Raw genomic sequence first — 25,792 nt, forward strand, 5'->3', positions numbered from 1 at the left:
GGCGGCGTTCTCGCCGCGCCCTCACTGCACTGACGGACGGCGGAGCGGAAGTGTGACGGCGCCGCCCGCTACTGCCGCTCGGTCAAGCCGTGAACCGCTCCTTGTGCTCCGCGGCCCACTCGGCGAAGGTGCGCGCCGGGCGGCCGGTGACCTGCTCCACGGTGGGGGCGACGGTGTAGCCGATCTCCGGCGGGTCGCCGTGTACCCAGACGAAGAAGTCGATGGTGCGGACAGCTTCGGTCCTCAATCTCGCCGTGATCGCGGGATGGGGCAAGGGGATTCGTCCTGTGACCTGATGCGCGCCGGCGTCCTCACCACGTCCGCCGGAGCGAGCTGCGGAGCCCGTTCTCCTCGGTGACCCTGGCCCGGAGCTGCCGTATCAGCGTGGAGTCCGCAGCTTCGCCGTCCGCTCCGGAGCGGCACCGCGCGCATTCGCAGGGAGGCCAGCGCAGCGGGTTGAACTCGGGCAACTCCGCAGCCGGCTCCGGCTCTTGTTGCGGATCGGGCTCCGACTTCTGCTCCCTCATGCCGAGCCCCGCTTCGAGCAGGCCACCGTGCTCCGGTGGCGCCGGAGCAGCACCCGGCAGTCCGTCGCCTTGCTGTAGTCGCGCTGATCGGTGGCGAGAGCTTCGGCCAGGCGGAGTTTCTGACACCCGGGACAAGGCTCCTGCCCGGCCGGGGAACCGGTCTTTGCGGACACGGGTCACTCCTCTCCGTAGTCATTCCACTACTAAGCGGGCTCAGGTTGGCCTAGAGTTGGAGCATCTTCAACTTGCAAAGAAAGTACGGGTAGTTAGGCGGCAATCGTTGAACCGAAAAGAGTTGGACCCCGACAGGTCTCCCATCGCAGCCTTCGGGCAGCGTCTCCGCACGCTGCGGGACGAGCGCGGCTGGACGCAGGACGAGCTGGGGGAGCGCATGGGCTGCTCCGGAACGCACATCTCTGCCGTCGAAACTGGTCGCCGCCCTCCAACTCGCCGTTTTGCGGCGAGTGCTGACAGGGTCTTCGGTACCGGAGGCAAGTTCGAGCGTCAGAGCCAGGCCCTGAGGTACACGGCGCTGCTCGAAGGGTTCCCGGAGTACGTGACGCATGAGGCGCGGGCGGCAGAGATCAGGCTCTACGAGGTCGGTGTCATGCCAGGGGTGCTCCAGACGCCGGAGTACGCATCGGCGCTCAACGCACGCACCGTCGAACGGGGCGCGATCACACCCGAGCAGGCAGACGAACGGGTCTCGCTCGTGGCGGAGCGGCAGACGGCGCTTACTCGCACGCCGCCACCTCTGGTCTTCGTTGTGCTCGACGAAAGCTGTCTCAGGCGGCCTGTCGGCAGCCCCGCAACCATGGACGCCCAGCTGGCAAGACTGGTCGAGTTCGCCGCGCTACCGAACACCGTGCTCCAGATCGCTCCGTTCGACATGGGAGACCGTCGCCCGCTCAGCTTGCCGCTCTATGTCCTGACGATGCAGAACCGATCCCTGGTTTCCTACGCGGAGTCCGCGCAGCGGGGTCGGCTCGAACGGGAAAGTACCTCTGTGGTGCCCCTGTTGACCGCCTACCATCAGTTGCAGGCTGAAGCGCTCTCCCAGGCGGCATCCGTGGCCATGATCGAGCAGTTACGAAAGGGCACCCCGTGACGACCGAATCTCCCCGTTGGTTCAAGTCTTCGTACAGCGAGAACGGTGGCGCCTGCGTCGAGGTCGCCGCCAACCTCGTCGCCCCGCGCGGCGTGGTCCCCGTTCGCGACTCCAAGAACCCCGGCGGTCCGGTGCTGACCGCCTCCGCCGCCTCGTTCGCCTCCTTCGTGGCGGGTGTGAAGGCCGGAGAGTTCGCCGGGGGCTAACCCCACCGCATACCGTCATGCCTCCCGGATGGGTTGAGGGCTAGCGCTCAACCAGCCTTGTGGCATGAGGACTTACGGAAAATCCGCCGCATTCGTCGCCCTGTCCGTCACCGCCGTCGCCACCGCTCTCACCGGGGCCGCGACCCCGCAGGCCGTCGCCTCGGCCAACCCCGCAGCTGCCAACCCCGCAACCGCGCTCTCCTGGCGGCCCTGCGCCCAGGACGGCGGCCCGGCCGCCCAGGAGTGTGCCGAGCTGCCCGTACCACTGGACTACGCGGACCCGGACGGCCCGCAGCTCTCCCTCGCCGTGACCCGGGTCCGCAGCGACCGGCCCGCCGCGCGGCGCGGGACGCTGATGGTGATCGTCGGGGGGCCGGGGGGCTCCGGGGTGCAGCAAGTGACGGAGAAGGGGGCGCAGTTGCAGCGGGAGATGGAGGGGCGGTACGACATCGTGAGCCTCGACCCGCGCGGGGTCGGCGGCAGCACGAAGGCGAGCTGCGGGCTCGCCCCGGAGGACCGGGAGCTGGTGAACATGCGGTCCTGGCCCGCCGCCGACGGCTCGATCACCGAGAACGTGACCCGGTCCCGGCGCATCGCCGAGACCTGCGCCCGCAACGGCGGAGCGGTGCTGCGGAGCCTCACCACGGCCAACGAGGCGCGGGACATCGACCGCTTCCGGCAGGTGCTCGGCGAGGAGAAACTGTCGGCCTGGGGCACCTCGTACGGCACCTACGTGGGCGCTGTTTACGCGCAGAAGTACCCGCAGCGCACGGACCGTTGGGTGCTGGACAGCAACGGTGACCCGAACCCGTCGAAGGTCGGGCAGGGCTGGCTGGCGAACATGGCGGTGGGGGTGGCCGACCGGTTCCCCGACTTCGCGCGCTGGGCCTCCGACCCGGCCAGGGACGCGGAGGGGCTGCGGCTCGCGCAGCGGGCCGAGGACGTGCGGCCGCTGGTGCTGGACCTGGCGGCGCGGCTGGACCGGGAGCCGAGGGAGACCACCACGGCGGGCCACCCGCTGACCGGCAACCGGCTGCGCCTGGCGCTCCAGATGGGCCTGGAGGACGACGGTGCCTTTGCCGGGGCGGCGGGGCTCGTCCGGGCGGCCCTGGACACCTCGGTGAAGCCGGACCTGCCCGGCGTGCTGAGCGGGCCGGTGCCGGACGCGGACGCGGCGGTCTCGATGGGCGTGGTCTGCAACGACGTGCGCTGGCAGGGCACGGTCGCCTCGTACGGGCGGGCCGTCGCCGACGACCGGGTGAAGCACCCGCTGACCGCCGGGTGGCCGGTGAACATCACCCCGTGTGCGTTCTGGAAGGACGGGCCGGCCGAGCAGCCGACCAGGATCACGGACCAGGGGCCGTCCAACGTCCTGATGATCCAGGGGCTGCGCGACCCGGCGACCCCGTACTCCGGCGCCCTGAAGATGCGCGCGGCCTTCGGTGACCGGGCCCGCATGGTCACCGTCGACCACGGTGGGCACGGCATGTACCTGGGCAGCGGGAACGCCTGCGGCGACCGCACGGTCACGACGTTCCTGACGACGGGGATGCGGCCGGAGCGCGACACGTACTGCGCGAACTGACCACCGCACGGCCGTACGGAGCCGGGCCCGTGACCGGGCGGGGCAGGCGCCCCGCTCAGTCGCAGCCCGGCGTCGCATGGCCGCTGTTCCTGGCCTCTGCCAGCAGGGTGACGACCTCCTCGTCGGACGTCTGCGAGAAGTCCCGGTACCACTCGCCGACCGCGTAGAACAGGCGCGGCACCGACAGGCACACCACCTCGTCCGCGCTCCGGCGCAGCCGCACGACGGCGTCCGGCGGTGCCACCGGCACGGCCGCCACCACCCGCGCCGGCTGCTGGGCCCGTATCACCAGGCAGGCCGCCTCGGCCGTGGCGCCGGTCGCGATGCCGTCGTCCACGACGATCACCGTCCGGCCGGCGAGCGGGGTACGTACCCGGCCGGCCCGGTACACCTGCGCCCGCCGTACGAGCTCCGCCTCCTCGACCCGTTCGACCGCCGCGAGATCCTGCTTCCCGGACCGCAGCCGGGAGGCGACGTCGTCGTTGATGACCCGGACCCCGCCCTCGCCGATGGCGCCGAACGCCACCTCCTCGTGGTGCGGCACGCCGAGCTTGCGGACGACGATCACATCGAGTTCGGCGCCGAGCGTCTGGGCCACCTGGAAGGCCACCGGGACTCCGCCGCGGGGCAGCCCCAGTACGACGGGGTTCTCCCGTTCGAGGTGGCGCAGCGCCTCGGCCAGCTGCTGGCCCGCGTCCTCGCGGTCGGCGAACAGCATGGTGGTTCACCCCCAAGCAGGCTTCCCTCCCTTCGAAACAACCCCATGTGCGGCACCCCCGCAACTCGGGCAAGGTCGTTTGTATGGGACGAATCGGAGCGGTTCTGATCGATATCGACGGAGTGCTCACGGTGGCGTGGAAACCGCTGCCCGGCACCGTCGCGGCGATGCGGCGCCTGCGCGAGGCGGGTGTCCCGCTGGTCCTGGTCACCAACACCACCTCCCGCACCCGCGCCTCGATCGCCGCGAAACTCGCGGGCCAGGGCTTTCCCGTCACGGCCGAGGACATCCTCACCGCTCCGGCCGCCACCGCGGCGCACCTGCGTGAGCACCACCCCGGCGCCCGCTGTCTGCTGATCAACTCCGGGGACATCCGGGACGATCTGACGGGCGTGACCCTGGTCGATGAGGAGGGCGAGGGCGAGGCGCCGGACGTCGTCGTCATCGGCGGGGCCGGGGACGCCTTCGGCTACGCGGAGCTGAACCACGCCTTCCGGCATCTGCAGCGCGGCGCCCGGCTCGTAGCCATGCACCGGAACCTGTACTGGCGCACGGCCACCGGGCTCGACCTCGACACCGGGGCCTTCCTCCTGGGGCTGGAGCGGGCGGCCCGGACCGAGGCGGAGATCACCGGCAAACCGGCCGGATCGTTCTTCGCCGCGGCCCTGGCCCACCTCGGCGTCACCGCGTCCGAGGCCCTGATGGTGGGCGACGACATCGAGTCCGACGTGCTGGCGGCCCAGGCCGCGGGGCTCACCGGCGTACTCGTCAGGACCGGCAAGTACCTCCCCGAGACGCACCGCGCGGCCGAGGGCACGCCGGACCACGTGATCGACTCCTTCGCCGACCTGCCCGACCTGCCCGACCTGCTTGAGCGGCAGACACCCCCCTGACGGCTCAGGACACCGGCTTCGTCTTGGGGATCTCGCCCTCGGTCGTGTTGATGTCGATGACGGAGAACGCCACGCCCTGCGGGTCGGTCAGCGCGGCGAACCGGCCGAACGGCATGGTCATCGGCCCGAACCGCAGGACGCCGCCGCGCTCGGTGGCCTTCGCCACCGCCGCGTCGCAGTCGGCGACGGTGAAGTACACATTCAGATACGGCGGGACCTCGGGCGGGAAATCGTCGCCCATCTTCATCCGCCCCATGACGGTCTTGTCGCCCAGGTTGAACATCCGGAAGTCGACGTGCTCGTCCTCCTCCATCTTCACCATGGTGTACGGGAAGACGGCGGGGAAGAACGCGTCGGACTTCTCGGGCTCCCGGGTGAAGACCTCGGCCCAGCAGAACGCGCCGGGCACACCCTGCGCCTCGAAGCCCTCGTGGGTGCCGGCCTGCCACACGCCGAAGGCGACGCCGCTGGGGTCGCGGGCCAGCATCATCGTGCCGAACTCGCCGACCTGCATGGGGTCCATCAGGGTCTCGCCGCCGTTGTCGCGGATCTTCGCGGCGGTGGCCTCGGCGTCCGGTGAGGCCAGGTACAGACACCAGGCCGAGTGGCCCTCCTGGCCGGGCATCGGGGGCACCACCGCGGCGACCGCCTTGCCGTCGGCGTATGCCTGCGTGTAGTCGCCGAACTCGGACGAGGACTCGCCGAACGTCCAGCCCAGCACATCACCGTAGAAGCTCTTCGCGCCCTCCAGGTCGGCGAACATCGCGTCGGCCCAGCACGGTGTGCCCTCCGGTTGTACAGCCATGGCCCTGACTCCTTCGTGCTCGGTGGGGGTGGTCCGGCTTTTCACGCTAGCCAGGGGACCGCCTCCCCGCGCGCCGGGAACACGGGCCCCGGGGCTACCCGGGTGTGCCCCGGCCCTGCGGCGGGTCCACCCGCACCAGGCCCGACTGGTAGGCCATGGCGACCAGCTGGGCCCGGTGCCGGGCGCCCAGCTTCGTCATCGCACGCCCCACGTGCGTGCGTACGGTCAGCGGGCTGACGTGCATCCGGGCGGCGATCTCGTCGTTCGACAGGCCCTCGGCGGCCTGGGCCATGACCTCGCGCTCGCGGGCGGTCAGCGCGTCCAGCGACTCGGGCGCGGCGACACCGCCCTCCGGGCGGGCCAGGTAGCGGGTGATGAGGGCCCGGGTGGCGGTCGGGGACAGGAGCGTGTCGCCCGCGGCCACCGTCCGGATCGCGTCCAGGAGCTCCTCGGGGCCGACGTCCTTGCCGAGGAAGCCGCTGGCGCCCGCGCGCAGGGCGCCGGCCACGTACTCGTCGATCTCGAACGTGGTGAGGATGAGGATCCGGGTCTGCCGCAGCGCCTCGTCGCGGCAGATCTCCTCGGTGGCCGCCAGCCCGTCCATGCCCGGCATGCGGATGTCCATCACGACCACGTCCGGCGCGGTGGCGCGGGCCTTCTCCACGGCCTCCCGGCCGTCCGCCGCGACCCCGACGACCTCCATGTCGTCGTTCGACTCGATCAGCAGCCGGAAGGTCCCGGCCAGCAGCGCCTGGTCATCGGCCAGCAGTACCCGGATGGTCACCGCGCCGTCCTCTCCTCGTCGTCCTGGTGCGGTTCGGGTTCCGCCGTCTCCAGGGGAAGTTCCGTGGTCACTTCGAAGCCGCCGCTCGCCCGGTGCCCGGCGGCCAGCCAGCCGCCCGCGGACAGGGCCCGCTCGCGCATGCCGATGAGGCCGTAGCCCGGCTCGCCCGCCGTCCGCGGTCCGTGTCCGTCGTCGGTGATGGTGAGTGAGAGCAGCCGCCGCGTGTAGCGGAGGCGGACCGACGCCGTCGCGGAGTCCGCGTGTTTGGTGACGTTGGTCAGCGCCTCCTGCACGATCCGGTACGCGGTCAGGTCCGTGCCCGAGGACAGCGCCCGCCGCTCGCCCTCCACCGACACCGTGACGACCAGGCCGGTCTGCTCGAACGAGGCGATCAGCTCCGGGAGCTGGGCCAGCCCGGGGGAGGGTTCCAGAGGCGTCTCCGGGTCCCCCTCGCGGCGCAGCAGCCCCACGGTCGCCTTGAGTTCGCGCAGCGCGGAGGAGGTGGTTCCGGCGAGCTGGTCCATCATGTCCTGCGCCTGCTCGGGCCGGCTGCGCAGCAGATACGCGGCGGTGGCCGCCTGGGCGTGGGCGAGGGCGATGTGATGCGCGACGATGTCGTGGAGCTCGCGGGCGATCCGGGTCCGTTCCTCGCTCACCCGGCGAAGCGCCTCCTCCTCGCGGGTGTGTTCCGCCAGTTCGGCCCGTGCCTCCACGGCGGCGAGATGGCCGCGCCGGTTCCGTACCGACTCACCGACGGCGCCCGCCAGCAGGACGCACGAGAGGGTGCCGATCTGATCGGGCCGCAGCAGCGCGCCCTTGCCCAGGCAGATGGACATGGCGATGAGGGTGACGGCCGACCCGACCGAGTACACGATGGTCGTGCGGAGGTCGGTGCGCAGGGCCAGGAGGTAGAGGGCGACCAGGGCGGCACCGGCGACGCTGGGACTGGGGTCGAACCCGATGCGGGTGCCCATGAGGGCCAGGACGCCACCGCACACCGTCGTCACCGCCACCACCGTGCGCGGGAATCTGTGCTGTCCCAGCAGCAGCACGACGGAGGGCACGACGGCGGCCAGGGAGAAGGCGAGCGTCGGGGCGCGGACGATCCGGGCGCCGGTCAGGGTGCTGGAGAAGACCGCGAAGAGCCACAGCACCACGGCGATCGCCACGTCGACGGCCCGGGGGTGGCGTCGGGCCCACTGCCACCAGTCGCTGAACACGGGGTCTCGCTTCCTCTTGCGCGGGGTCTGTCCGACCATCCATGGTCCTCGACCCGGCCGACCGTGCGCGCGGGGCGGCCGGAGGCCCGCCCGTCACACACACGACGGACGGGCCTCCGACCGCTTCATCTCACTCCACGGCGACTCATGCGCCTACGGCTCATGCACGTACGGGCTCCGGCTCCGGTTCCGTCTCCGGGCGCAGTTCCGCCGGCCCGCCGTGGTTCAGCTTCTCGCCCTCGACGTCCACCTGGGGCACGATCCTCGCCAGCCACTCCGGCAGCCACCACGCCCGGTGGCCGAGGAGGGCGAGCACCGCCGGGACGACCGTCATCCGGACGACGAAGGCGTCGAAGAAGACCGCCGAGGCGAGACCGACGCCCATCATCTTGATCATCGACTCGTTCATCCCGATGAACCCGGCGAACACCGCGATCATGATGACGGCCGCGGCGCCGACGACCCGCGCACTGTGCCGGAACCCGGTGACGATCGCCTCGCCGGGCCGTTCCCCGTGGACGTAGGCCTCCCGCATCCGGGTCACGAGGAAGACCTCGTAGTCCATGGCCAGACCGAAGACCACCCCGATCAGGAAGATCGGCATCATGCTCATCACCGGTCCGGTCTGCTCGACGCCGAGGGCGTCGGCGAGCCAGCCCCACTGGAAGACCGCGACGATCGTGCCGAAGGCCGCCGCCACCGACAGCAGGAAGCCGAGCGCCGCCTTGAGCGGGACCAGCAGCGAGCGGAAGACGACCATCAGGAGCAGGAAGGCCAGGCCGACGACGAGCGCGAGGTAGGGCAGCAGCGCGTCGTTGACCTTCTGCGACACATCGATGTTCACCGCGGTCGTGCCGGTGACGAGCATCGTCGCACCGGTGTCGGACTTCAGGCCGTGAGCCTCGTCGCGGATGGTGTGGACGAGGTCCGTGGTGTCCTCGGAACTCGGTCCGGTGGAGGGCACGGCGGTGAGCACCGCGGTGTCACCGGCCGCGTTGAAGGCGGGGGGCGTCGTGGCGACGATGCCCTTGGTGGCGGTGAGCTGCTCGGCGGCCCGTGCCGCGGCGGCCTTCGGGTCGTCCGAGCCCTTGGCGTCGACGACCACGGTCAGCGGTCCGTTGAAGCCGGGGCCGAAGCCGTCGGCCAGGGCGTCGTAGGCGCGGCGCTGGGTGGTCGAGGTGGACTTCGCCTCGTCGCCCGGCATGCCGAGCTGGAGATCGAGCGCCGGTACGGAGATCAGCCCGAGGCCGAGGACGGAGAACACCAGGACCGCGAGCGGCCGGCGGATCACGAAGCTCGCCCAGCGGGTGCCCAGGTTGGGCCGGGCGCCCTTGGCGCGCTGCCCGCCGTGCCCCTTGCGCTGGGCGCGCGGCAGGACGGCCTTGCGGAAGAAGCCGAGGAGCGCGGGCAGCAGGGTCATCGCGACCAGGACGGCGATCACGACGGTGCTCGCCGCGGCGAGACCCATCTTGGTCAGGACGGGGATGCCGACCACGGACAGGCCCGCCAGGGCGATGACCACGGTGAGGCCCGCGAAGACGACCGCGGAGCCCGCCGTGCCCACGGCCCGTGCCACGGCCTCCTCGGCGTCGTGGCCCTCGGTGCGTTCGGTCCGGTAGCGCGAGACGATGAACAGGGCGTAGTCGATGCCGACCGCGAGCCCCAGCATCAGGGCGAGCGTGGTCGTGGTCGTGGACATCCCGATGGCGACGATGGAGGCCACGCCGACGCCGACGCCGATGATCGCGGTGAGCAGCGGGAGGCCCGCCGCGGCGAGCGACCCGAAGGTGATGAGCAGGACGACCGCGGCCGCGGCGACGCCGATGAGCTCGGTGCTGCCGCCCCCCTCGCCCTCCGGCACCAGGGCCGATCCGCCGAGCTCCACGGTCAGCCCGGCGTCCCGCCCGGCCTTCGCGGCGTCCTGGAGCGCCTCGGTGGTGGCGTCGGTGAGGTCGATGCTCTGCACGTCGTACGAGACGGTGGAGTACGCGGTGGTGCCGTCCTTGCTGACCGCACCGGCCATCTTGAACGGGTCGAGGGCGCCCTTGACCTGGTCGCCGCCCGCCACGTCCGCGACGATCTTCTCGACGGCCGCCTTGTTCGCGCTCGCCGTGACCTTCTGGCCCTCGGGCGCGACGAAGACGATGCGGGCGTCGGCACCCTTGGAATTGCTGCCCGGGAAGCGCTGGTCGAGCAGGTCGAACGCCTTCTGCGACTCCGTCCCGGGCATCGAGAACCCGTCCTCGGCGGCGGCCGGAGCCTTGGCGGCGGCGAACCCGCAGGCGGCCAGGATCACCACCCAGAGCAGGGCGACGAGCCGGCGTCTCCGGAAGGAGAAGCGGCCCAGCCGGTAAAGGAAAGTAGCCACGAGGAGGCGCTCCAGTCTCTCGAAGGGATGCCTCGATCCTTCGTGAACGCCCACGTCATCGTCGTCGTGCGGCTGCATGGAGTCCTGCGTACTGTCGTTGCAGTACGCGGCCGTTCCGCCATGCCCCCTGAACAGGACACCCAGGGTGTGTCGCACCGTCCTCGGGGGTGAGTGCCCGTCCCGGTCAGACCTGTGCCTCGGCCGGCAGCGTGGGCACGATCGCCCCGGAGTGTACGAGCACCCGGTGCAGACCGGCCATCGGTACGCCGGTGACGTCCGTCCCCCGGTCCGCGGCCATCGCCGCGAGCGCACCGGCGGCCTGCCCCGTCGCCATGGCCGTGGCCTGCACCCGCAGCGCCGAGTTCGCCGCCTGGTCGGAGCCGATGCAGCGCCCCGCGACGAGGGCGTACGGGTTGCTGGCCGGGACCATCGCGCCGCGGGGCACGGTGGGGACCACCCCGTGGCGCAGATGGGTCTTGTCGATCCCGTCGCCGTCCGGGCGGTGGATGTCGATCGGGTAGAAGCTGTTGCACACCGAGTCGGCCCAGACCCGCCCTGCCAGGTAGTCCTCCCCGGTCACGGTCGTGCGGGCGGCGATCGTGACGCTCTCGCGGACCCCGACCTCCGAGGCGCGGAAGTCGAGCCGGAGCCCGTCGAGCCCCGGCAGGGTGCGCAGGAAGCGGTAGATCCGAAGGACCGCCGCCGCGCCCGCGAGCTCCCCGGCGGTACGGCCCTCGCTCGTCGCGCCCTCGATCCCGACGAGATGGATGGCGTTCTCGCCCCGCTTCGCCAGGAACGGCAGCAGCGGCCGGCCCCGGGAGCCGAGGTCCGAGGCGAGCAGCGCCCCCGACCCGACCGCCTCGGCGTGCCTGCGGTCGAGCTCGTCGTGGTCGAGGGCGTCGACGTCGTAGCCGGACAGCCGGATGTCGATGGTGCCGGGCTGGCGTTCCTGGTTGCGGCGGCGCTCAAGACCGGCCAGGCCGATCACGTCCGCGTCACCGGTGCAGTCGACGAGCCGCCGGGCGGTGACCGTTTCGAGCCCGTCCTTGCCGCACAGCCGGAGCTCCCACTGCTCACCGGTCCAGCGCGCCGAGGCGGGCATCGTGTGCAGCCGCAGATCGATGCCGCTGTTGTGGACCTCCTCCAGCAGCAGCGCCCCGTACAGCGGCGCGTTCACCCGCACCTGGCGCTGCCAGTGCGGACGCTCGTCGTGACGGAAGTCCGGCAGCTCGTCGCCGCTCAACTCGACGGCCCTGCACACCAGTTCCCAGCCGATCCCGGCGATGACCTGCTCGCCCCAGGCGTGGAAGAGCCCCGGGAACGCGACGTTGGCGGCGGTGGTCGTGCCGCCCAGCCCGGCGTTCTTCTCCACCAGCAGCGTGCGCGCACCGAGCCGGGCGGCCTGGACGGCTGCCGGGACCCCGGAGGGCCCGCCGCCTATGACAACGATGTCGTATTCGTACGTCCGCATGGATGCCTCGCGTCTCGGCCGGTGATGGAGCGTGTGATTGATACGTTTCAATCCTAGTCACGAGGACGCGCCGCAGGCGAGGGCAGTGGCGTGATCGCGCGAAATCCCGTCCACGTGGCGGGAGATGGAGAACGTGCGCTACGGTGACCGAGTCATCACACTCCGTGTGCCTTCGTGTACATGGAGCGGCCCCCGGCGGTGCTACAACACCAGTCCGAGGGCCTTACACCACCAGTGGAAGCGACCCACCAGAAATGCTGCGTCATGCTATCGCGCCCTCCGCGCGCTATACGAAGGCATCGAACGATGTCGTACGCCACCCGCGTCTGAGCAGTGACGCGAAGATCCTGATCCTTTACGTCCAGGGCCTCCCCGGCGATGCCACGTGCAAGCCGTTGGGTGAACTCGCCCGCAAACTGGGCATCAAGGGCTGCGCGTACCAGAAGGCGAAGCGCCAACTCGTCGAGCAGGGCTACGTGCACGAGTGGCGGAGCCAGGGCGAGAAAGGCCGCTGGACGACCGAGCAACTCGTCGCGAACACGCCGCTGACGAGCGAGCAGGCGGGCTGCTTACGGAAAGCCCCGCCCACGGCCCCGTCCACGGCCTCCTCCGCGGCCCCGCTCACAGCTCCGTCACCGGGTACGCGATTTCCGACGGTCGGTGCACCGACCCCTCGGAGGGCCGGTGGTTATAAACCCGTAGAAGACCACAGTGATAAGACAACTCCCCACCCACCCTCCCAACCCGAACCCGTGGCAGAGCCCGCGCCCGTACCGGCCCAGCGGGCCACCACCGCGGACCGCACCCAACTGGCGAGAGCGGAACGGGTCCTGCTCTCCCTGCGCCACGCCCGCCGCGAACTGCACCTGGGCGTGCGCGAGGCCCGCGCACTCGCCGTGGAGGCCGTCAAGTGGCTCGAACGCGGCATGAGCGAATCCGACCTCCGCCACGCCCTGCTCGCCGAACGCCCGCGGGACGGCGTCCGCTCGGCCGTCGGCTTCCTGCGCCACCGCCTCATTCAGAAACTCCCCGAAGCCCCGGCCCGGCACCGGCCCCACGAACGCCCATCCCTCCCCGAACTCGTCGAATGCGCGGGCCCCGGCGACCCACACGTCTTCCGTCCCCTCTTCGACGAAACCGAGTGCCCCTCCTGCCGCAGCGCCGCCGCCCACCCCGAGCCCGAACCCGTCCCCTGGCGCGAACGCGTCGCCGCGATCAACGGCACACCGGCGGCCTTCCCGGCTGAGGGCTGACACCGCCTGCTGCGATGATTCCTCCGAGCTCCCAGGAGGACGTGGTGGACGAGCAGACGGACGGGTCCGAGGCGGACCGGCGGGGCGCGGACAGCGGCGGTGTCCGGTTCCGGGCGGGCGATGTGCTGGAGCTGGAGTGTCCGTTCACCGGGACGACGGTCACCGAGGTCTCCCGCTTCCACATCACCGTACGGTGCCCGTGGCTGGAGGTGGACACACAGGCGGAGAGCTTCAGGTGGAACGGTCAGCGGGCACTTCCGACGCCCGAGGCCCGTGAATGGGAGCTCTTCCGAACCGAACCGGTGGAGACCGAGCTGAAGCCGGGCGACACCTGTCGGGTCGGCATCCCTCCGACCGTGGTGCACGTCCTGGAGGTCGCTCACTTCGATCCGCCCCTGGAGACCGGGATGCTGCCCCGGCCCGCGTCCTACCTGGACGTCCTGCGACAGGGCGAAACCCATGACCCGGAACTCGAGGAGCAGGGCTACGCGGTCGACCCGGACGGCGGTGAACCGATCCGTGTCCAACTGCTCTTCCGTCCGTACGCCTTCCTCGAACCGGGCGACGAGGTCGCCGACCGGGACGGGCGCGCCTGGCGGTTCGACACGGCCTGGGACTGGTACCCCTTCGACGGAGCACAGCCCGGCACCCCGGCCTGGCCGCTCGCTCTGCTCTCCCGCGATGGCGGGCCCACGCCGGAGGAGGCCGCCGCGGTCGCCCGTGCGACCGCGGCGGGCAGCCACGCCGAAGTGCTGGAGCGGTGGACCGGACTCACTCTCGCGAGTCCGGCCACTCTTCAGCGGTGATCCACGGCCGGAGCGTCAGCGGGCGGTCCCGAAGTCCTGCGTCCAGTAGTTGCCGGGCCGGGCGAGGCCCACGCCGATCTCCTTGAACGAGCAGTCGAGGATGTTGCGCTTGTGGCCGGGGCTGGCCATCCAGCCCCGCACGACGCTCTCGGGGGTGGCGTAGCCGTGGGCGATGTTCTCGCCGTACGCGTGCGAGTCGTAACCGGCACGCGAGATCCGGTCGTCCGGGGCCGAGCCGCCGGAGCCCGTGTGGGACATGTTCCTGTGCGATGCCATGTCCGCGCTGTGGACCTGGGCGGCCTTCGTCAGCTCGGCGTTCAGCTTCAGCGGCGAGCAACCCGCCTTGCGGCGCTCTCTGTTGACGAGCTTCAGCACGCGGGTGGCGGCGCCCGGGGCCTTCGACGCGCGCGTGGACGCGGCGGGCTTCTCCTGCGGGGCGTCGGAGGCCATGGCGGCGGTGGGGATGCCCACGGCCCCGGCTGCGACGACCGCGACTAGCGCGACGGTTGTCCTTCGACAGGGCGTCTTCCTGCGGTGCTTCCTCATGTATATGACCTCGCTCGATGTCTGCGGAGCAGCCCTGTGCGGCCGGCTCCGCGCAGCTTCCGTGCCCGGCTCCGAAGACATCTTGCGGTCCTCATCGCTGGAACGGCCCCCGGCGCGGGGCGACAGGCGGAAGTACTACCCGTTTCGCAGGTCCGTACGGCACTGGTGGCGGTGTCGGTGGCAGTGGCGGGGCCCGGGCCCCGGGCCCGGCACCCCGCCTCGTGCCTCAGCCTTCCCGGCGCTCTCCCGGCGGCACCGGGTCTCAGCGCCGCCGGGTCGCCGCCGCGACCGTGGCCATGAGTTCCGCGTCCAGCACGGACGGGTCGGCCAGCCGGGTCGGGGCGGCGTACGAGTTGAGCAGGGCCTTCGTGACGCGCAGGGCGGCCTCGGGGCGGCGCACGATCGGCTTGGTCCAGGCGGTGACGGCCGCGTCGAGTTCGTCCTCGGGGACGACGCGCTGGAGGACCGACAGTTCGTACGCCTCGGTGGCGTTGAAGGCGCGTCCGGTGAGGATGAGTTCGCGGGCCCGTGCGGCGCCGACCTCGTGGATGAGCCGGGGCAGTACGCCGCCCCAGGCGGTGGGCAGCCCGAGCGCCAGCTCCGGCAGCCGGAACCCTGCGGTGTCGGCACCTACGCGCAGATCGCAGGCGAGGGCCAGCGCGAGTCCCGCGCCGATCGCCTTGCCCTGGATCCGGGCGATGGTGACGGCCGGGTTGGTGGAGATCGCCTCGCAGACACGGCGGGCCTTGTCGCCGGCGATCCGGATGCCCCGGCCGGTGGGGTCCTCGTCGAGCCAGTCGGCGAACTCGTTCCGGTCGCCGCCCAGGCAGAAGTCGTCGCCGGCCCCGCTGAGCACCAGCACCCTGACCTCGGGGTCCGGCACGGCCAGGACCGTCAGCAGGTCGTCCAGCATCGCCTCGGTGACCGCGTTGCCGGTGGCGGGGGAGTCCAGCTCCACGCGCAGGACGGCGCCCTCGCGCTCGGCGCGTACCGTGCTCGGCCGCCGGAACGGGGTCAGGTACTGCGGGAGCGAGAGCTTCATATCGCCACGCCCAGCGAGGTGATCCGCCGGAAGACCAGCCGGGACGCGTAACCGGCCGGCGAGGCGGCGCGCAGGGTGGGGAAGCGTTTCAGCAGCTGGGTCAGGAGTGTGCGCGCCTCCAGGCGGGCGAGGGCCGCGCCGAGGCAGTAGTGCACCCCGCCCCCGAAGGTCAGGTGCGTTCCGCCGGTGCGCCGGACGTCGAAGGTGTCCGGGTCGTCGTTGCGCCGCGGGTCGTGGTTGGCGGCGCCGTACATGACGTGGACCATGCTGTCCTTGGCGATCGGAACGCCCGCCAGCACGGTGTCCTCGGCAGCGATCCGGGTGTTGATGTGGATCGGCGGGTCGTACCGCAGGACCTCGTCGACGGCGGCGTCGATGTATCCGGGGTTCTCCCCGAGCCACGCCCACCGGCCGGGCTCCTTCAGGAGCAGGTCCACCATGGCCGACAGCAGTGTGGCGGTGGTCTCCAGCGAGGCGATGGTGACGAACATCGTGAGCCGGTAGAGGATCTCGTCCGCTGTGTCGCGGTCGGGCTCCCGCGCGTCCCAGGTGTGGATCCAGCCGGTGAGGACATCGTTGCCGGGGCTGGCCCGGCGCTGCTTCACGAGCTCGGTGAAGTAGCTGCGCAGCTCGACGGTCGCCTCGGCTGAGACGGCGAGCTGGCTCTTGGTGGGCAGCAGCTCCTGGGCGTGCACCTGGTTGTGGGTGATCTCCAGGATGTGGTCGTAGTCCTCGGGCGGGATCCCCAGCCAGGAGCCGATGGTGCTGATCGGGAGCTGCTCGCTGACCGTACTGACGAGGTCGGCCTCTCCCCAGCGCAGTTTGCCGGCCAGCTCGTCGAGGAGCCGGGTGACGTGCTCCTCGACCCGCGGGGTGAGCCGCGCGATGGTCGACCGGTCGAAGAGGTTGCCGAGGCTGCGGCGCTGGCAGGTGTGCTCGGGGGCGTTGAGCCGGGAGAGCGTCTTGGTCATCTCCTGCGTGGCGACGGCCTCCCAGCGCTCGGTGTCCGCCTGGCGCTCCTGCCAGGCGAAGTCGGGCGCCAGCCAGTTGCGCCCGCGCAGCACCTCGCTGCACGTGTCGTAACCGGTGACGAAGTACGCGTCCCAGGGAGCACGTACGACATCGCCCATGTCTCTCAGATCGGCCAGCAAAGGGTAGGGATCGGCCTGCCCTTCCGGCGATTTGAGGCGTCTCAGGAGGGAGATGAGGGCACGGCGGTCGACGGGGGGCCTGGCTGTGCCACATATAGCGCTCACGCAGAGTTCCTTGACCTGGGCTCATGGTTACCGGCAGAACCTACCCCTCCGCATATGCCAGCCATGCGTGGATCCATGTTGCCCGTATCACAGAGAAACCCTGCTTCAGCCCCTTGTCATCGACCCCTCGTGCCTCAACTTCCTCCCGTGTCACTCCAGTTGCGCGTGCGATAGGCCGGGTTATGCGCACGAGTCGTCCGGCGCGCCTTGATCATGTCCGGTACGTCACATCTTGGGCATGTGTGGGACCGTCACATCCTGTGTACATCCCGGCCCGTGCCGACCTGTGCACTGCTCCGCGTACATCCCGGACCGTCACATCCCGGACATATGCCGGTCCGTCACACCCTGAAGACGTCCAGGAAGGAGCTCCACCAGCCCTTGGTCTTCTTCTGCGGCTCCGCGTGGTCGTAGCGCGCGCCGGGCGTCTCGTCCGGGGTGGTGTTCCGGGACGGAGCGGGCGTCTGCCCCACCGCCGCCGTGGTCCGGCGGGCCGGCGCGGCGGTGAAGTGCACAGGGAGTGACACCAGGGCACGGTGGAAGGGCCCCGGCCGCCAGGCGACCGCGGAGGGCGGCACCGCGAGGGCGAGGTCGGGCACGGTGTTGAGGATCTTCTCGATCGCGGTGAGGGCGATGAGCTGCGCGGGGGACTTCGCCGGGCAGACGTGCGGGCCCGCGCCCCAGGCCAGGTGCGCGCCCTTGCTCAGGGTCTGGCGGGCGTCGGTGAGCGCCGGGTCGCTGTTCGCGGCGGCGAAACTGATCAGTACCGGGGTGTCCGCCTTCAGCGTCACTCCGCCCAGGTCGATGTCCTGGACCGGGTAGTGCGTCGCGTAGTTGGCGATCGGCGGGTTGTTCCACAGCACGTCGTCGAGGGCGTCCTCGACCAGCATCCCGGTACCCCGCCGCTGCGAGGCCCCGGTGTCGCTGGACAGCATGAGGAGCAGCGCGTTGGCGATGAGGTTGCGCTCCGGCTCGACGCCCGCACCCATCAGCATGACGAGCTGGTCCTTGAGCTCCTCGTCCCGCAGCCCCGCCGGGTGCTGGATGAGCCAGGAGGTGATGTCCTCGCCGGGCTGGCGCCGCTTGAGCGCGACGAGCTCCATCAGGCACTCGGTCAGCTCGGTGTTGGCCCGGAGCACGTCCTCGCCGTCGAAGATCGCGGACATGCTGCGGGTCAGCCGGTCGCCGATGTCGCCGGGGCAGCCGAAGAGCTGGTTGAACAGCAGCAGCGGCAGCAGCTTGGCGTAGTCGCCGAGCAGGTCCGCGCTGCCGCGCTCGATGAACTGGTCGATGAGGTAGTCGGCGATCCGCTCCACGTCCCGGCTGAGCCGGGTGGTGTTGAGCCGGCCGAGGCTCTCGGTGACCGCCTTGCGCAGCCGAAGGTGCTCGGTGCCGTCCGTGAACAGGCAGTTGGGCCGGTACGCCATCATCGGCAGCACCGGGCTGTCCAGCGCTATCCGGCCCTCCCGCAGTGCCGCCCACCGCCGCGAGTCCCGGGCGAAGTACGACGGGTTCTGCAGCACCCGGAGCGCGGCCTCGTGCTGCACGACCAGAGTGGCCTCCACGCCGGGCGCCAGCTCGATCGGAGCCGCGAGCCCGTGCGCCCGGAATTCGTCGTACACGCGCTGCGGGTCGGCGGCGAACTCCGGCCCGTAGAGCGAGGTCTGGCGCTCACCGCGCATCGGGCACCCGGTGGGGGCGCTGTACGGGGTGGATCCCGGCGACGAGTCCATGTGTGATTCCTCGGTGTGAACGCGGACCCGGAGGGCCCGGACGGCGGACGGTGAACGGGGCCCGGAAGCGATGGCCCGACTCGGGCCGTACGTACCGAACACGGTCGTACGGCGGTCGGGTGACAGCCTCTCAGAGACTGTCGGGCGACCTTCGGCGGTCACCCGACAGTCTCTCAGGCCACGTGTGCCAGAAGGTGCTGGACCAGAGTGATCAGGGCCTGCGCGGACGATTTCTCGTCCCGGGCGTCGCAGTACACCACCGGGGTGTCCGGCAGCAGATCGAGCGCCTCGCGCAGCTCCTCCTCGGCATGCCGGGAGTACGGATCGAAGCTGTTGACCGCGACCGCGTACTCCAGGCCGTACGTCTCGACCAGGTCGATCACCGGGAAGGTGTCGGCGAGACGGGCCGGGTCGACCAGCAGCAGCGCACCGAGCGAACCGCGGGCCATGTCCTCCCACAGCTCGACGAAGCGCTGCTGGCCCGGCGTGCCGAACAGGTACAGCACCAGTTCGTCGCTGAGCGTCAGACGGCCGAAGTCCAGCGCGACCGTGGTGGTCACCTTGTCGGGTGCGCCGCGCAGATCGTCGATGTGCGCGCCGGCCTGTGTCATCCGCTCCTCGGTGCGCAGCGGAGTGATCTCGGAGAGGGTGCCGATGAGCGTCGTCTTGCCCACGGCGAAGTGCCCGACGACGAGAATCTTCGCCGCACGCCGCACCGCGTCCGGCACATAGATGCTGTCAGCCGAACCGGACCTGGAGTCCATGCAACACCTCTTCGAGGATCTTCCTGTCAACGAGCTGAGCCGGCGGTGGCGCCTTGCGGCGTATCAGATGACCCTGTTCCGCTAAGTCGTTCAGCAGCAGCCGCGCCACCCCGACCGGCTGGCCGAGATGGCCGGCCACCTCGGCCACCGAAAGATAGCCGCCGGAGCACAGCTCCCAGATGGCCCGGACCTCCGGGCTCGGGTTCGGGGGCGGCTGCCGGTCGGGTGCGATGGTGACCAGGGTGACGAGGGAGAGGCCCTCCGCGTCCGGCAGGCCACGCCCGCCGGTGATGACGTAGGACCGGACGAACCCGCTGTTGACCGCCTGTTCCTCGCCCGGCGTCGTCATGCGTCGATTCCCGCGTCCTGGCGGGGAGGTGTGGTCATCGCCTTCCCCAGTGCGGCGACCTGCTGCTGCATGCGGAAGGACATGGCCTCCATGTCCACGTCGGCCGCGGCGGCCGCCGCCAGGTAGGCGCCGGTGCCGGCGGCGATCAGGAAGATCCAGCCGTGGTCGTACTCCAGCAGGGTCTGACGCCAGCGGCCCGGGGCCTGGGCCCCGATGAAGGGCGCGACGGCCCGGCTCAGCGACTGCATGGAACTCATCGCGGCCGCCACGGTCTCGGCGTCGTCCCGGCCGATCTGACTGGAGCTGGCCAGCAACAGACCGTCGGCGGAGACGAGGATCGCGTGCCGTGCGCCGGGTACCTGGAGCACGTCGTTGAGCACCCAGGACAGATCGGGGTTCACTGGAACTCGGGTCCTTCCATCGTCGTCATGTCACGCCCGGACCTGGTTCCTCGCTGGAACGCGCCCAGACGGGAAGCGGTCTCCTCGTTGCTGCGCGGCGGCCCCGGCTCGGCCGACGGAACCACCGACACCGGGCTCTTGCGACGACGCTTGGGCAGGCCACCGGCGGTGGTGGCGGCGGGCCCGGTGGGCTGCGGAGCGGCGAGCGGCTGCGCGGCCGGCGGGAACAGCGGTGTCGGGGACGGCGCGGGCGCCTGACGCCGGGGGAGTGCCGCCACTCCCGCTTCGTGGTGGGCGGCGGCCGGGGGCGGCGAGGGCACGTCGCCGGTGAGCAGCTCGTCGGGCAGGAGAACCACCGCGCGTACGCCTCCATAGGGGGATACGGAGTCCACCGAGACCTTGAACCCGTAGCGGGCGGCCAGTACGCCGGAGACAGCGAAACCGAACTGCGGGGGAATGCCCAGGCTGGAGACGCTGATCGCGGCCCGCGGCGCGAGGAGGGCCGCCGCGCGGTCCTTCTCCTCCTGGCCCATGCCGAGACCGGCGTCGTCGACGATGAGGCAGACGCCCGTGGGGACGGCCTGGATGTTGATCTCCACCGGGGTGCCCGGGGCGGAGTAGTTGGTCGCGTTGGCCAGCAGCTCGGCCAGGACGACCGCGACGGGCTCCACGGCCTTGCTGACCACCGAGAAGTTCACCTGACCGTTGACCCGGACCCGGTCGAACTGCCGGATACGGCCCTGGGCGCTGCGGGCCACGTCGAAGACGGAGGCGACGGTCTCCCGGCGCCCGAGCCAGCCGCCGCAGAGCACCGCGATGCCCTGAGCCCGGCGGCCGAACTGGCTGTTGGCGTGGTCGATGGCCATCAGGTCGGCGAGCATGCCGGGGTCGTCGCCGTACTTGTTCTGGGCGTTCTCGATGACCACCTGCTGCTCGTCCGCGAGCCCCTGGAGGGTGCGCACGGCGGCCTTGAGGACCGCCTTGGTCTCCTCCTCGGCGTCCTTGCGGACATCGGCCAGCTCGGTGGAGTGCTGATGTGCCAGACCCGTGTGCGCGACATGGAGTTCGTCACGTTGACGCTGCAACATGTCGCGTTGCTGGTGTAGTTCGGCGTTCTGTCTGCGAAGCCCGATATTGGTCTTGCGAGCCCGCAGAACGGCACCTACGGCGATCAGCGCGACGACAACCAGTGCCCACAGAAGAGGGCCCTGTGCAAATGTCATGAGACTCACTTCAAGTGCCATGGCTATGGATACGGCTTGACGCTCCCTCATGTGCCGCGATTACCGGGCCGGTCGAGCCGCGGATCGCGCCACCCAGGGAAAGCCCCTCCGGGTGTGGGGCCGAGGAATTCATCCCTCCCGGAATGCCCCCATATGCCATCAGCCCACTGGAAGTAAGATGATCTTAACATCGGTCAGGTGTGCAATTGTCAAGACCGACACGCCAGTTGCACTTTTTGCGGAATGTTCACAAGCAGGTCCCATGACAGGCCGTCATGGGACGGGATCGCCGGCCCCGAGTCCGTGGCGATCAGCTGCCGGGCCGCGTCGATACGTACGGCGACGGGCGCGGCGTCGTCGCCCAGTACATCCTTCAGGGTCCGTACGGCCCGCCCGCGCGAGGACCGCCACCGTCGCATCGCGGGCGGGCCCACCCGCGATGCGACGCGTCACGCCTCAGCGGGTCAGGACTTGACCAGCGTGATCGGGACGGTGTTGTCCCCGGCGTTGACGGTCACCGGGTAGTCGCGGTCGTCCGCCCTGCCGAAGCCGCGGAACGTGGCGGTGCCGGGGCGGAAGGCCGTGCCGGGCTCCATGGCGGTGGGGGGAATGGTGACGTTCCACGGAACCGGGGCGCCGGGGGTGCAGTCGACCGCCCCGCCCTCGTACCGGCCGACCACCTCGCCGGTCTTCTGGGTCTGCGCGACCAGGCCCGAGAGCGATATGCGGGCCGGCTTGTTGCAGGTCGCGGTACCGCCGACGGTGACCTCGCCGGTCTTGGTGTCGACCTTGCCCTCGGGGTTCAGGCCGAGACCGATGGCCAGCTCGGCCGGGGGCTCGGCGGTGCGGGCGTGCACCTCGCCGCGCAGGGGGAGCGTGGAGCCGTTGCAGTACTGCTCGAAGGTGGCGTCGAGCTCACGGACGTAGCCGTAGGGACCGTAGGAGATGTGGGAGACGGTGAACGATCCGGTGCTGGTGGTGCACCACCGGTCGTCCGCCCCGAACTGCAGCTGCGGATCCTCCGGCCGGGCGTCGGGCCAGCGGGAGGCCCCGGTGTAGGTGGCGCCTTCGGTGAGCTTCTGGCCCTCGGGGGCCTGGAGGTGCAGGGACCAGCGCTTGCCTTCGGGGGTGACGATCGTGACGCCCACGGCGCTCTCGGCGGTGGGGCCCGAGACATCGAACATCTCGACCGACCCGGCCGTGAACTCCTGGGACTGTCCGCCGGAGACGAACTCGCCCGCCTCGCCGCTGAACGCGAGCGAACCCGAGACCGCTTCGTGGGCCTGCGCGGTGCCGGACAGTGGAGCCGCCACCACTGCCATGGTCATCGCCGCCGTGAGGACGGCCGCGGCGCGGGCCGCCCCGCGTCCGGTCATGCTGTTCTTCATCAAGCTTCTTCCTCCTGCGGGAGCGTTTGCCCGTCCCGGTGAGCCGGAACGGGGCTGCACACGCGTCACCGAATGGCAGGTACCGGTCAAACCGGACGTGGGGGCGGCTTCGATCTCCTCGGTGACGCAGGCAGGAAGCTAACAGCGCCCACTGACAGTGCCCGCTGAGGGTGCCTGTCGACCAGTGCCCACCGACGGCGCCTGTTGACAGTGACCGCTGCGAGTGCCCGCTGGCACCGCCCACCGGCCGAGTGGCCGCCCGAGGCCGAACGCGACGGCAGGATCACCGTGTCGGCCTCCCGACCGGTGGTCATCGGCGTCACCGGAACGCACCCCACGGGCCCGGTTCACCGGCCCCGGCCGCCCTCGGCCCGGTGAACCGGCAGCACCGCGGCCGTCTCGCCGCCGCTCCCGGCCTACACCTCGCTCGCACCCCTCACGCCCCGCACGCCCCTCACGGCGCGGTCGGCAACCGCAGCCCCGTGCACTTCCCGCGCCGCACCTGGTCCTTCGCGAACGCGGCCACGTACTCACGCAACAGCGCGCCGCGCTCACTCCGCTCCTTCTCCGTGGGAGGCCCGGACTTCTCGCCCGGCTCCCGGTAGGGGGAGTCGTCCCCCCAGTGCGCGGCGTAGCCGATGTCCTCGCCGTCGCATTCGGCGACGGCCCACGCGCGGGAATCGCTCGACGCGGGCCTGCGTACGACACCCGCGCCCACCGGCAGCCGGTCGGTACCCGATCCCAGCTCGCGCACTCCGGTACCCCAGTCACCGAGCCAACTGGTGAGGTGGACCAGAGGCCGGCCCGGCCGTGTGTCGTCGGCGGCGGTCCCCCGCGGTGCGTACAGGGTGCAACGTCCGACGACCCCGCCGTCGGCGACGGCGATGCGCACCTGCCCGTCGCGCCCCTCCGCCGGTACGCGGGTGGTGGCCAGCGCTTCGCAGGCGGTGCCCTTCGCCTGTGCGCGGGGCACGTACGCGCCCCTGTCCGGCACCGCCCCGTCCTCGGGCGCGGGCAGCGGTTCGCCCCCGCATCCGAGCTTCTCGGTCACCTCGTTCGTCATCCGCACCGCCAGCCGCAGCATGGCGGCCTTCTCCTCGCGGCTCTTGGCGAAGTAGGCCCAGGTCCCCACCAGCAGCCTGCGGTGTTCCCCGGCGGACCCCTTGCCGCCGCGCGGGCACTCGGGCATCAGGTAGACGAGGCTGTTGCCGGTCTCGAAGCCGGGCAGCCCGCCCGGCAGCACGGCGTACGGCGGAGCGTCGCTGCCGGCGAACGACAGCTCCTCGTCCCGGTCCGTCCCCTCCGGATAGGCGTCCACGGCGACCACGACGGTGTCCTTGTCGGTCGTCAGCACGCAGTGGTACTCGCCCAGTTCCTCGTCGAAGGACTCCTTCTGCTCCCCGAGCCGCACATCCGGCCACACGGTCCTCAGGTCGCCGTCCGGCAGCTTGCCGCCGCACGCCTCACGCGCCAGCCACCAGTCCTTGACCGGCGCCCGGACCGAGAACCCGACGATGGTCAGTACGGCGAGCGCGCAGACCGCCCCCCAGAGCCATCCGCGGTGCCGCCGCGCCCAGTTCTCCACCTGTTTCCCCCGGTCCACCCGTACCGCGCTCCTGTCCACAGCATTGTGAACAGTGCGCCGTCCCGTCCGCCGTCCGGGGTCGGGCCGGGGGGTGTTCGACGGGCGGTCATGTCCGCGGCGGGCTGAAGATGCGGCCCAGGGGGCGGCGCAGCCTGCGGCTCAACCCGGACGATAATCTTTTCGTCGTCCCATATTGGGCGGACTGTTCTTCATGAGGGAGAAAGCGTCCCCGATCGGAAGGTGGCGAACGAACCCGCCTTTACGGTTAACCAAAATATAGAAAATCGGCCGAAAATTGAGAAAAATAATATCTCGGGCTTTCCCGCGAATAAGGTTCAGAAACGCGCTCTCCGTGTGGCGTCAACCACGGGCGAAACTCTGGGCCGTTGCGGGTGTTGTGACCATCGGCTTCCTCGTCGCGCTGGAGATCGCCGCACACCACTACGGCCTGCCGGGTCCGCTCGCCAGCCAGGCGCGAGAGGTGGTGGCCGCCCCCAAATCAGGCTCTCTGCTGTACGCCGGTATGGCGTTGATGATGCTGGTGCTCACCTGGCGGCAACGGTTCATCGCGTTCGGCGCAGCGGTCGGTATCGACGCCGCCTTCTGGGTGGTCCGGTGGGTGGCCGACGCCGAGGTGACCGACGGCCACCCCTTCGGCAACGGCGCGCTGTGGGTGATCCTGGGCTGCGCGGTCATCGCTGTCACCCGCCGTACCGGCCGGGAGCGTGTCCTGCTGCTGAAGGGCGTCGGGCTCGGCCTGCTGCTGATCGCCGGCCGCAAGACCGGCGACACCTGGCTGCTCATCACCTCCAAGACCCGCCCGGAAGTGCTCGACCAGTACGTGGCGACCGCCGATCACGCGCTGGGCAACCCGTCGTGGCTGGTGGGCCGGCTGGTCACGGCAACCGGCCCGATCGGCTTCAACTTCCTCGACATCGTCTACGGCCAGCTCGCGGTGGCCGCGGTCCTGGTCGCTCTGTACCAACTCCGCAACGTGGCGGTCGAGCGCCGCTTCCCGGTCCACCACCTGGTGCGCACTTTTCTGGTGATCGGCCTTCTCGGGCCCGCCATCTACATGATCTTCCCGGTGGTCGGGCCGCTCTACGCCTACGGCACCGGCACCGAGCACTGGGCGTCCGTAAGCCTGTGGTGGTCGCAGACGCCGTCCACCGGGCAGTGGGCGGTGGCCGACCTGTGGCCGGAAACGCTGCCGTCGGTCAGTGCCCCGCAGCACATGCCTTTCGACGGCATCACCCCGCGGAACTGCATGCCCAGCCTGCACACGGCGTGGGCCACCGCGATCTTCATCCATTCCCGGAAGGGCCCACGGGTTCTGCGATTCGCGGGAACGTTCTGGCTGATAGCCACGCTCATCGCCACGCTGGGATTCGGCTACCACTACGGCGCTGATCTCATCGCCGGCGTGGTGTTCACGCTCACCGTCGAGGCGGCGCTGCGCTCGTACGACCACGGCTGGGACCGATCGGGACTCCGGCTGGTCGCCTACGGCACAGCCGTCTTCGCCGCGCTCCTGGTGTCGTACCGCTGTCTGCCGCTGGAGATGGCGAAGCATCCGTGGGTGGCCGGACCGCTTCTCCTGCTGGCGATGGCCTCGGTGATCTACGGCTACGTGCGAACCGTGGCCCGGTGGGAACCGAGAACCACATCGACACGGCAACCGGAATCGCAACCCGAACCGGCCTGACCGTGTCGCACGGTGTTGCGGACCGATCGCTGCCCGAGTGGGGCGGGGATGCCGGG

24 protein-coding genes and 1 pseudogene are annotated in these 25,792 nt (G+C 70.8%); 7 read left to right on the top strand and 18 right to left on the bottom strand.

Going from position 1 to position 25,792, the window contains the following annotated elements; translation table 11 throughout:
- Nucleotides 1–82: 82 nt before the first annotated feature.
- Nucleotides 83–247 (bottom strand): hypothetical protein, encoded by a 165-nt coding sequence (locus tag OHA19_RS21220; RefSeq protein WP_405714337.1) that lies wholly within the window; start codon nucleotides 245–247, stop codon nucleotides 83–85.
- A gap of 276 nt (nucleotides 248–523) precedes the next feature.
- Nucleotides 524–700: a hypothetical protein gene (locus OHA19_RS21225; protein ID WP_405751152.1), complete on the bottom strand. Its 177-nt coding sequence runs from the start codon at nucleotides 698–700 to the stop codon at nucleotides 524–526.
- Nucleotides 701–807: 107 nt separating this feature from the next.
- On the opposite strand from OHA19_RS21225, the gene OHA19_RS21230 reads away from it, so the two are divergent.
- The 3 genes from OHA19_RS21230 (at nucleotide 808) to OHA19_RS21240 (ending at nucleotide 3,426) form a co-directional block, all read left to right on the top strand.
- The gene (locus tag OHA19_RS21230) at nucleotides 808–1,635 is read left to right on the top strand and encodes a helix-turn-helix transcriptional regulator (protein ID WP_405714333.1); all 828 of its coding nucleotides are present in this window, start codon (nucleotides 808–810) and stop codon (nucleotides 1,633–1,635) included.
- Entirely contained in the window at nucleotides 1,632–1,841 is a 210-nt protein-coding gene (locus tag OHA19_RS21235) for a DUF397 domain-containing protein (protein WP_405714332.1), read from the top strand. The genes OHA19_RS21230 and OHA19_RS21235 overlap by 4 nt, the downstream gene beginning before the upstream one ends.
- Nucleotides 1,842–1,905: 64 nt before the next feature.
- Nucleotides 1,906–3,426, top strand: a complete 1,521-nt coding sequence (locus tag OHA19_RS21240; RefSeq protein ID WP_405714330.1) for an alpha/beta hydrolase — start codon at nucleotides 1,906–1,908, stop codon at nucleotides 3,424–3,426.
- Nucleotides 3,427–3,517: 91 nt separating this feature from the next.
- On the opposite strand, the pseudogene OHA19_RS21245 reads toward OHA19_RS21240, so the two are convergent.
- Nucleotides 3,518–4,144: pseudogene (locus tag OHA19_RS21245) on the bottom strand (phosphoribosyltransferase); the annotation flags it as partial.
- An 83-nt stretch (nucleotides 4,145–4,227) separates the two neighbouring features.
- Between OHA19_RS21245 and OHA19_RS21250 the strand changes: the two are divergent.
- On the top strand, nucleotides 4,228–5,037 hold the full coding sequence (locus OHA19_RS21250) for an HAD-IIA family hydrolase (RefSeq protein WP_405714328.1): 810 nt from the start codon (nucleotides 4,228–4,230) through the stop codon (nucleotides 5,035–5,037).
- Between the two features lie 4 nt (nucleotides 5,038–5,041).
- Here OHA19_RS21250 and OHA19_RS21255 read toward each other — a convergent pair whose 3' ends face one another.
- From OHA19_RS21255 to OHA19_RS21275, 5 genes are all read right to left on the bottom strand, one after another.
- Nucleotides 5,042–5,842 (bottom strand): VOC family protein, encoded by an 801-nt coding sequence (locus tag OHA19_RS21255; RefSeq protein ID WP_405714327.1) that lies wholly within the window; start codon nucleotides 5,840–5,842, stop codon nucleotides 5,042–5,044.
- 94 nt (nucleotides 5,843–5,936) lie between these two features.
- Nucleotides 5,937–6,626 (bottom strand): response regulator, encoded by a 690-nt coding sequence (locus OHA19_RS21260; protein WP_405714325.1) that lies wholly within the window; start codon nucleotides 6,624–6,626, stop codon nucleotides 5,937–5,939.
- Nucleotides 6,623–7,885: a sensor histidine kinase gene (locus OHA19_RS21265; RefSeq protein WP_405714323.1), complete on the bottom strand. Its 1,263-nt coding sequence runs from the start codon at nucleotides 7,883–7,885 to the stop codon at nucleotides 6,623–6,625. Before OHA19_RS21265 ends, OHA19_RS21260 begins: the two co-directional genes overlap by 4 nt.
- A gap of 121 nt (nucleotides 7,886–8,006) precedes the next feature.
- Complete coding sequence (locus OHA19_RS21270) at nucleotides 8,007–10,214, bottom strand: MMPL family transporter (protein ID WP_405714321.1); 2,208 nt, start codon at nucleotides 10,212–10,214, stop codon at nucleotides 8,007–8,009.
- A 184-nt stretch (nucleotides 10,215–10,398) separates the two neighbouring features.
- Complete coding sequence (locus OHA19_RS21275; protein ID WP_405751155.1) at nucleotides 10,399–11,685, bottom strand: FAD-dependent oxidoreductase; 1,287 nt, start codon at nucleotides 11,683–11,685, stop codon at nucleotides 10,399–10,401.
- A 254-nt stretch (nucleotides 11,686–11,939) separates the two neighbouring features.
- Between OHA19_RS21275 and OHA19_RS21280 the strand changes: the two genes are divergently transcribed.
- Both OHA19_RS21280 and OHA19_RS21285 read left to right on the top strand, forming a co-directional pair.
- Nucleotides 11,940–12,938 carry a hypothetical protein gene (locus OHA19_RS21280; RefSeq protein WP_405714317.1) on the top strand — a complete coding sequence of 333 codons (999 nt, stop codon included), beginning with the start codon at nucleotides 11,940–11,942 and terminating at the stop codon, nucleotides 12,936–12,938.
- Nucleotides 12,939–12,982: 44 nt separating this feature from the next.
- Nucleotides 12,983–13,744 carry a hypothetical protein gene (locus OHA19_RS21285; protein ID WP_405714315.1) on the top strand — a complete coding sequence of 254 codons (762 nt, stop codon included), beginning with the start codon at nucleotides 12,983–12,985 and terminating at the stop codon, nucleotides 13,742–13,744.
- Between the two features lie 15 nt (nucleotides 13,745–13,759).
- On the opposite strand, the gene OHA19_RS21290 is transcribed toward OHA19_RS21285, so the two are convergent.
- The 10 genes from OHA19_RS21290 to OHA19_RS21335 form a co-directional block, all read right to left on the bottom strand.
- The gene (locus OHA19_RS21290; protein WP_405714313.1) at nucleotides 13,760–14,290 is read right to left on the bottom strand and encodes a CAP domain-containing protein; all 531 of its coding nucleotides are present in this window, start codon (nucleotides 14,288–14,290) and stop codon (nucleotides 13,760–13,762) included.
- A gap of 262 nt (nucleotides 14,291–14,552) precedes the next feature.
- The gene (locus OHA19_RS21295; RefSeq protein ID WP_405751158.1) at nucleotides 14,553–15,332 is read right to left on the bottom strand and encodes an enoyl-CoA hydratase/isomerase family protein; all 780 of its coding nucleotides are present in this window, start codon (nucleotides 15,330–15,332) and stop codon (nucleotides 14,553–14,555) included.
- Nucleotides 15,329–16,462, bottom strand: a complete 1,134-nt coding sequence (locus OHA19_RS21300; protein WP_405721632.1) for a cytochrome P450 — start codon at nucleotides 16,460–16,462, stop codon at nucleotides 15,329–15,331. The genes OHA19_RS21295 and OHA19_RS21300 overlap by 4 nt, the downstream gene beginning before the upstream one ends.
- Before the next feature lie 467 nt (nucleotides 16,463–16,929).
- Entirely contained in the window at nucleotides 16,930–18,321 is a 1,392-nt protein-coding gene (locus OHA19_RS21305) for a cytochrome P450 (protein ID WP_405714309.1), read from the bottom strand.
- Nucleotides 18,322–18,494: 173 nt separating this feature from the next.
- A complete protein-coding gene (locus OHA19_RS21310) occupies nucleotides 18,495–19,085 on the bottom strand; it encodes a GTP-binding protein (RefSeq protein WP_405714307.1) in 591 nt (196 codons plus the stop codon).
- Entirely contained in the window at nucleotides 19,060–19,434 is a 375-nt protein-coding gene (locus OHA19_RS21315) for a DUF742 domain-containing protein (RefSeq protein ID WP_405714305.1), read from the bottom strand. The genes OHA19_RS21310 and OHA19_RS21315 overlap by 26 nt, the downstream gene beginning before the upstream one ends.
- Entirely contained in the window at nucleotides 19,431–19,835 is a 405-nt protein-coding gene (locus tag OHA19_RS21320) for a roadblock/LC7 domain-containing protein (RefSeq protein WP_405714303.1), read from the bottom strand. The genes OHA19_RS21315 and OHA19_RS21320 overlap by 4 nt, the downstream gene beginning before the upstream one ends.
- Entirely contained in the window at nucleotides 19,832–21,058 is a 1,227-nt protein-coding gene (locus OHA19_RS21325) for an ATP-binding protein (RefSeq protein ID WP_405714301.1), read from the bottom strand. The genes OHA19_RS21320 and OHA19_RS21325 overlap by 4 nt, the downstream gene beginning before the upstream one ends.
- A 464-nt stretch (nucleotides 21,059–21,522) precedes the next feature.
- A complete protein-coding gene (locus OHA19_RS21330) occupies nucleotides 21,523–22,446 on the bottom strand; it encodes a hypothetical protein (RefSeq protein ID WP_405751160.1) in 924 nt (307 codons plus the stop codon).
- 454 nt (nucleotides 22,447–22,900) lie between these two features.
- A complete protein-coding gene (locus OHA19_RS21335; protein ID WP_405751162.1) occupies nucleotides 22,901–24,070 on the bottom strand; it encodes a hypothetical protein in 1,170 nt (389 codons plus the stop codon).
- Between the two features lie 313 nt (nucleotides 24,071–24,383).
- Between OHA19_RS21335 and OHA19_RS21340 the strand changes: the two genes are divergently transcribed.
- Entirely contained in the window at nucleotides 24,384–25,736 is a 1,353-nt protein-coding gene (locus OHA19_RS21340; RefSeq protein WP_405714295.1) for a phosphatase PAP2 family protein, read from the top strand.
- Nucleotides 25,737–25,792: the final 56 nt, after the last annotated feature.

The sequence above is a fragment of the Streptomyces sp. NBC_00012 genome, from assembly GCF_045040875.1.
Classification (GTDB): domain Bacteria; phylum Actinomycetota; class Actinomycetes; order Streptomycetales; family Streptomycetaceae; genus Streptomyces.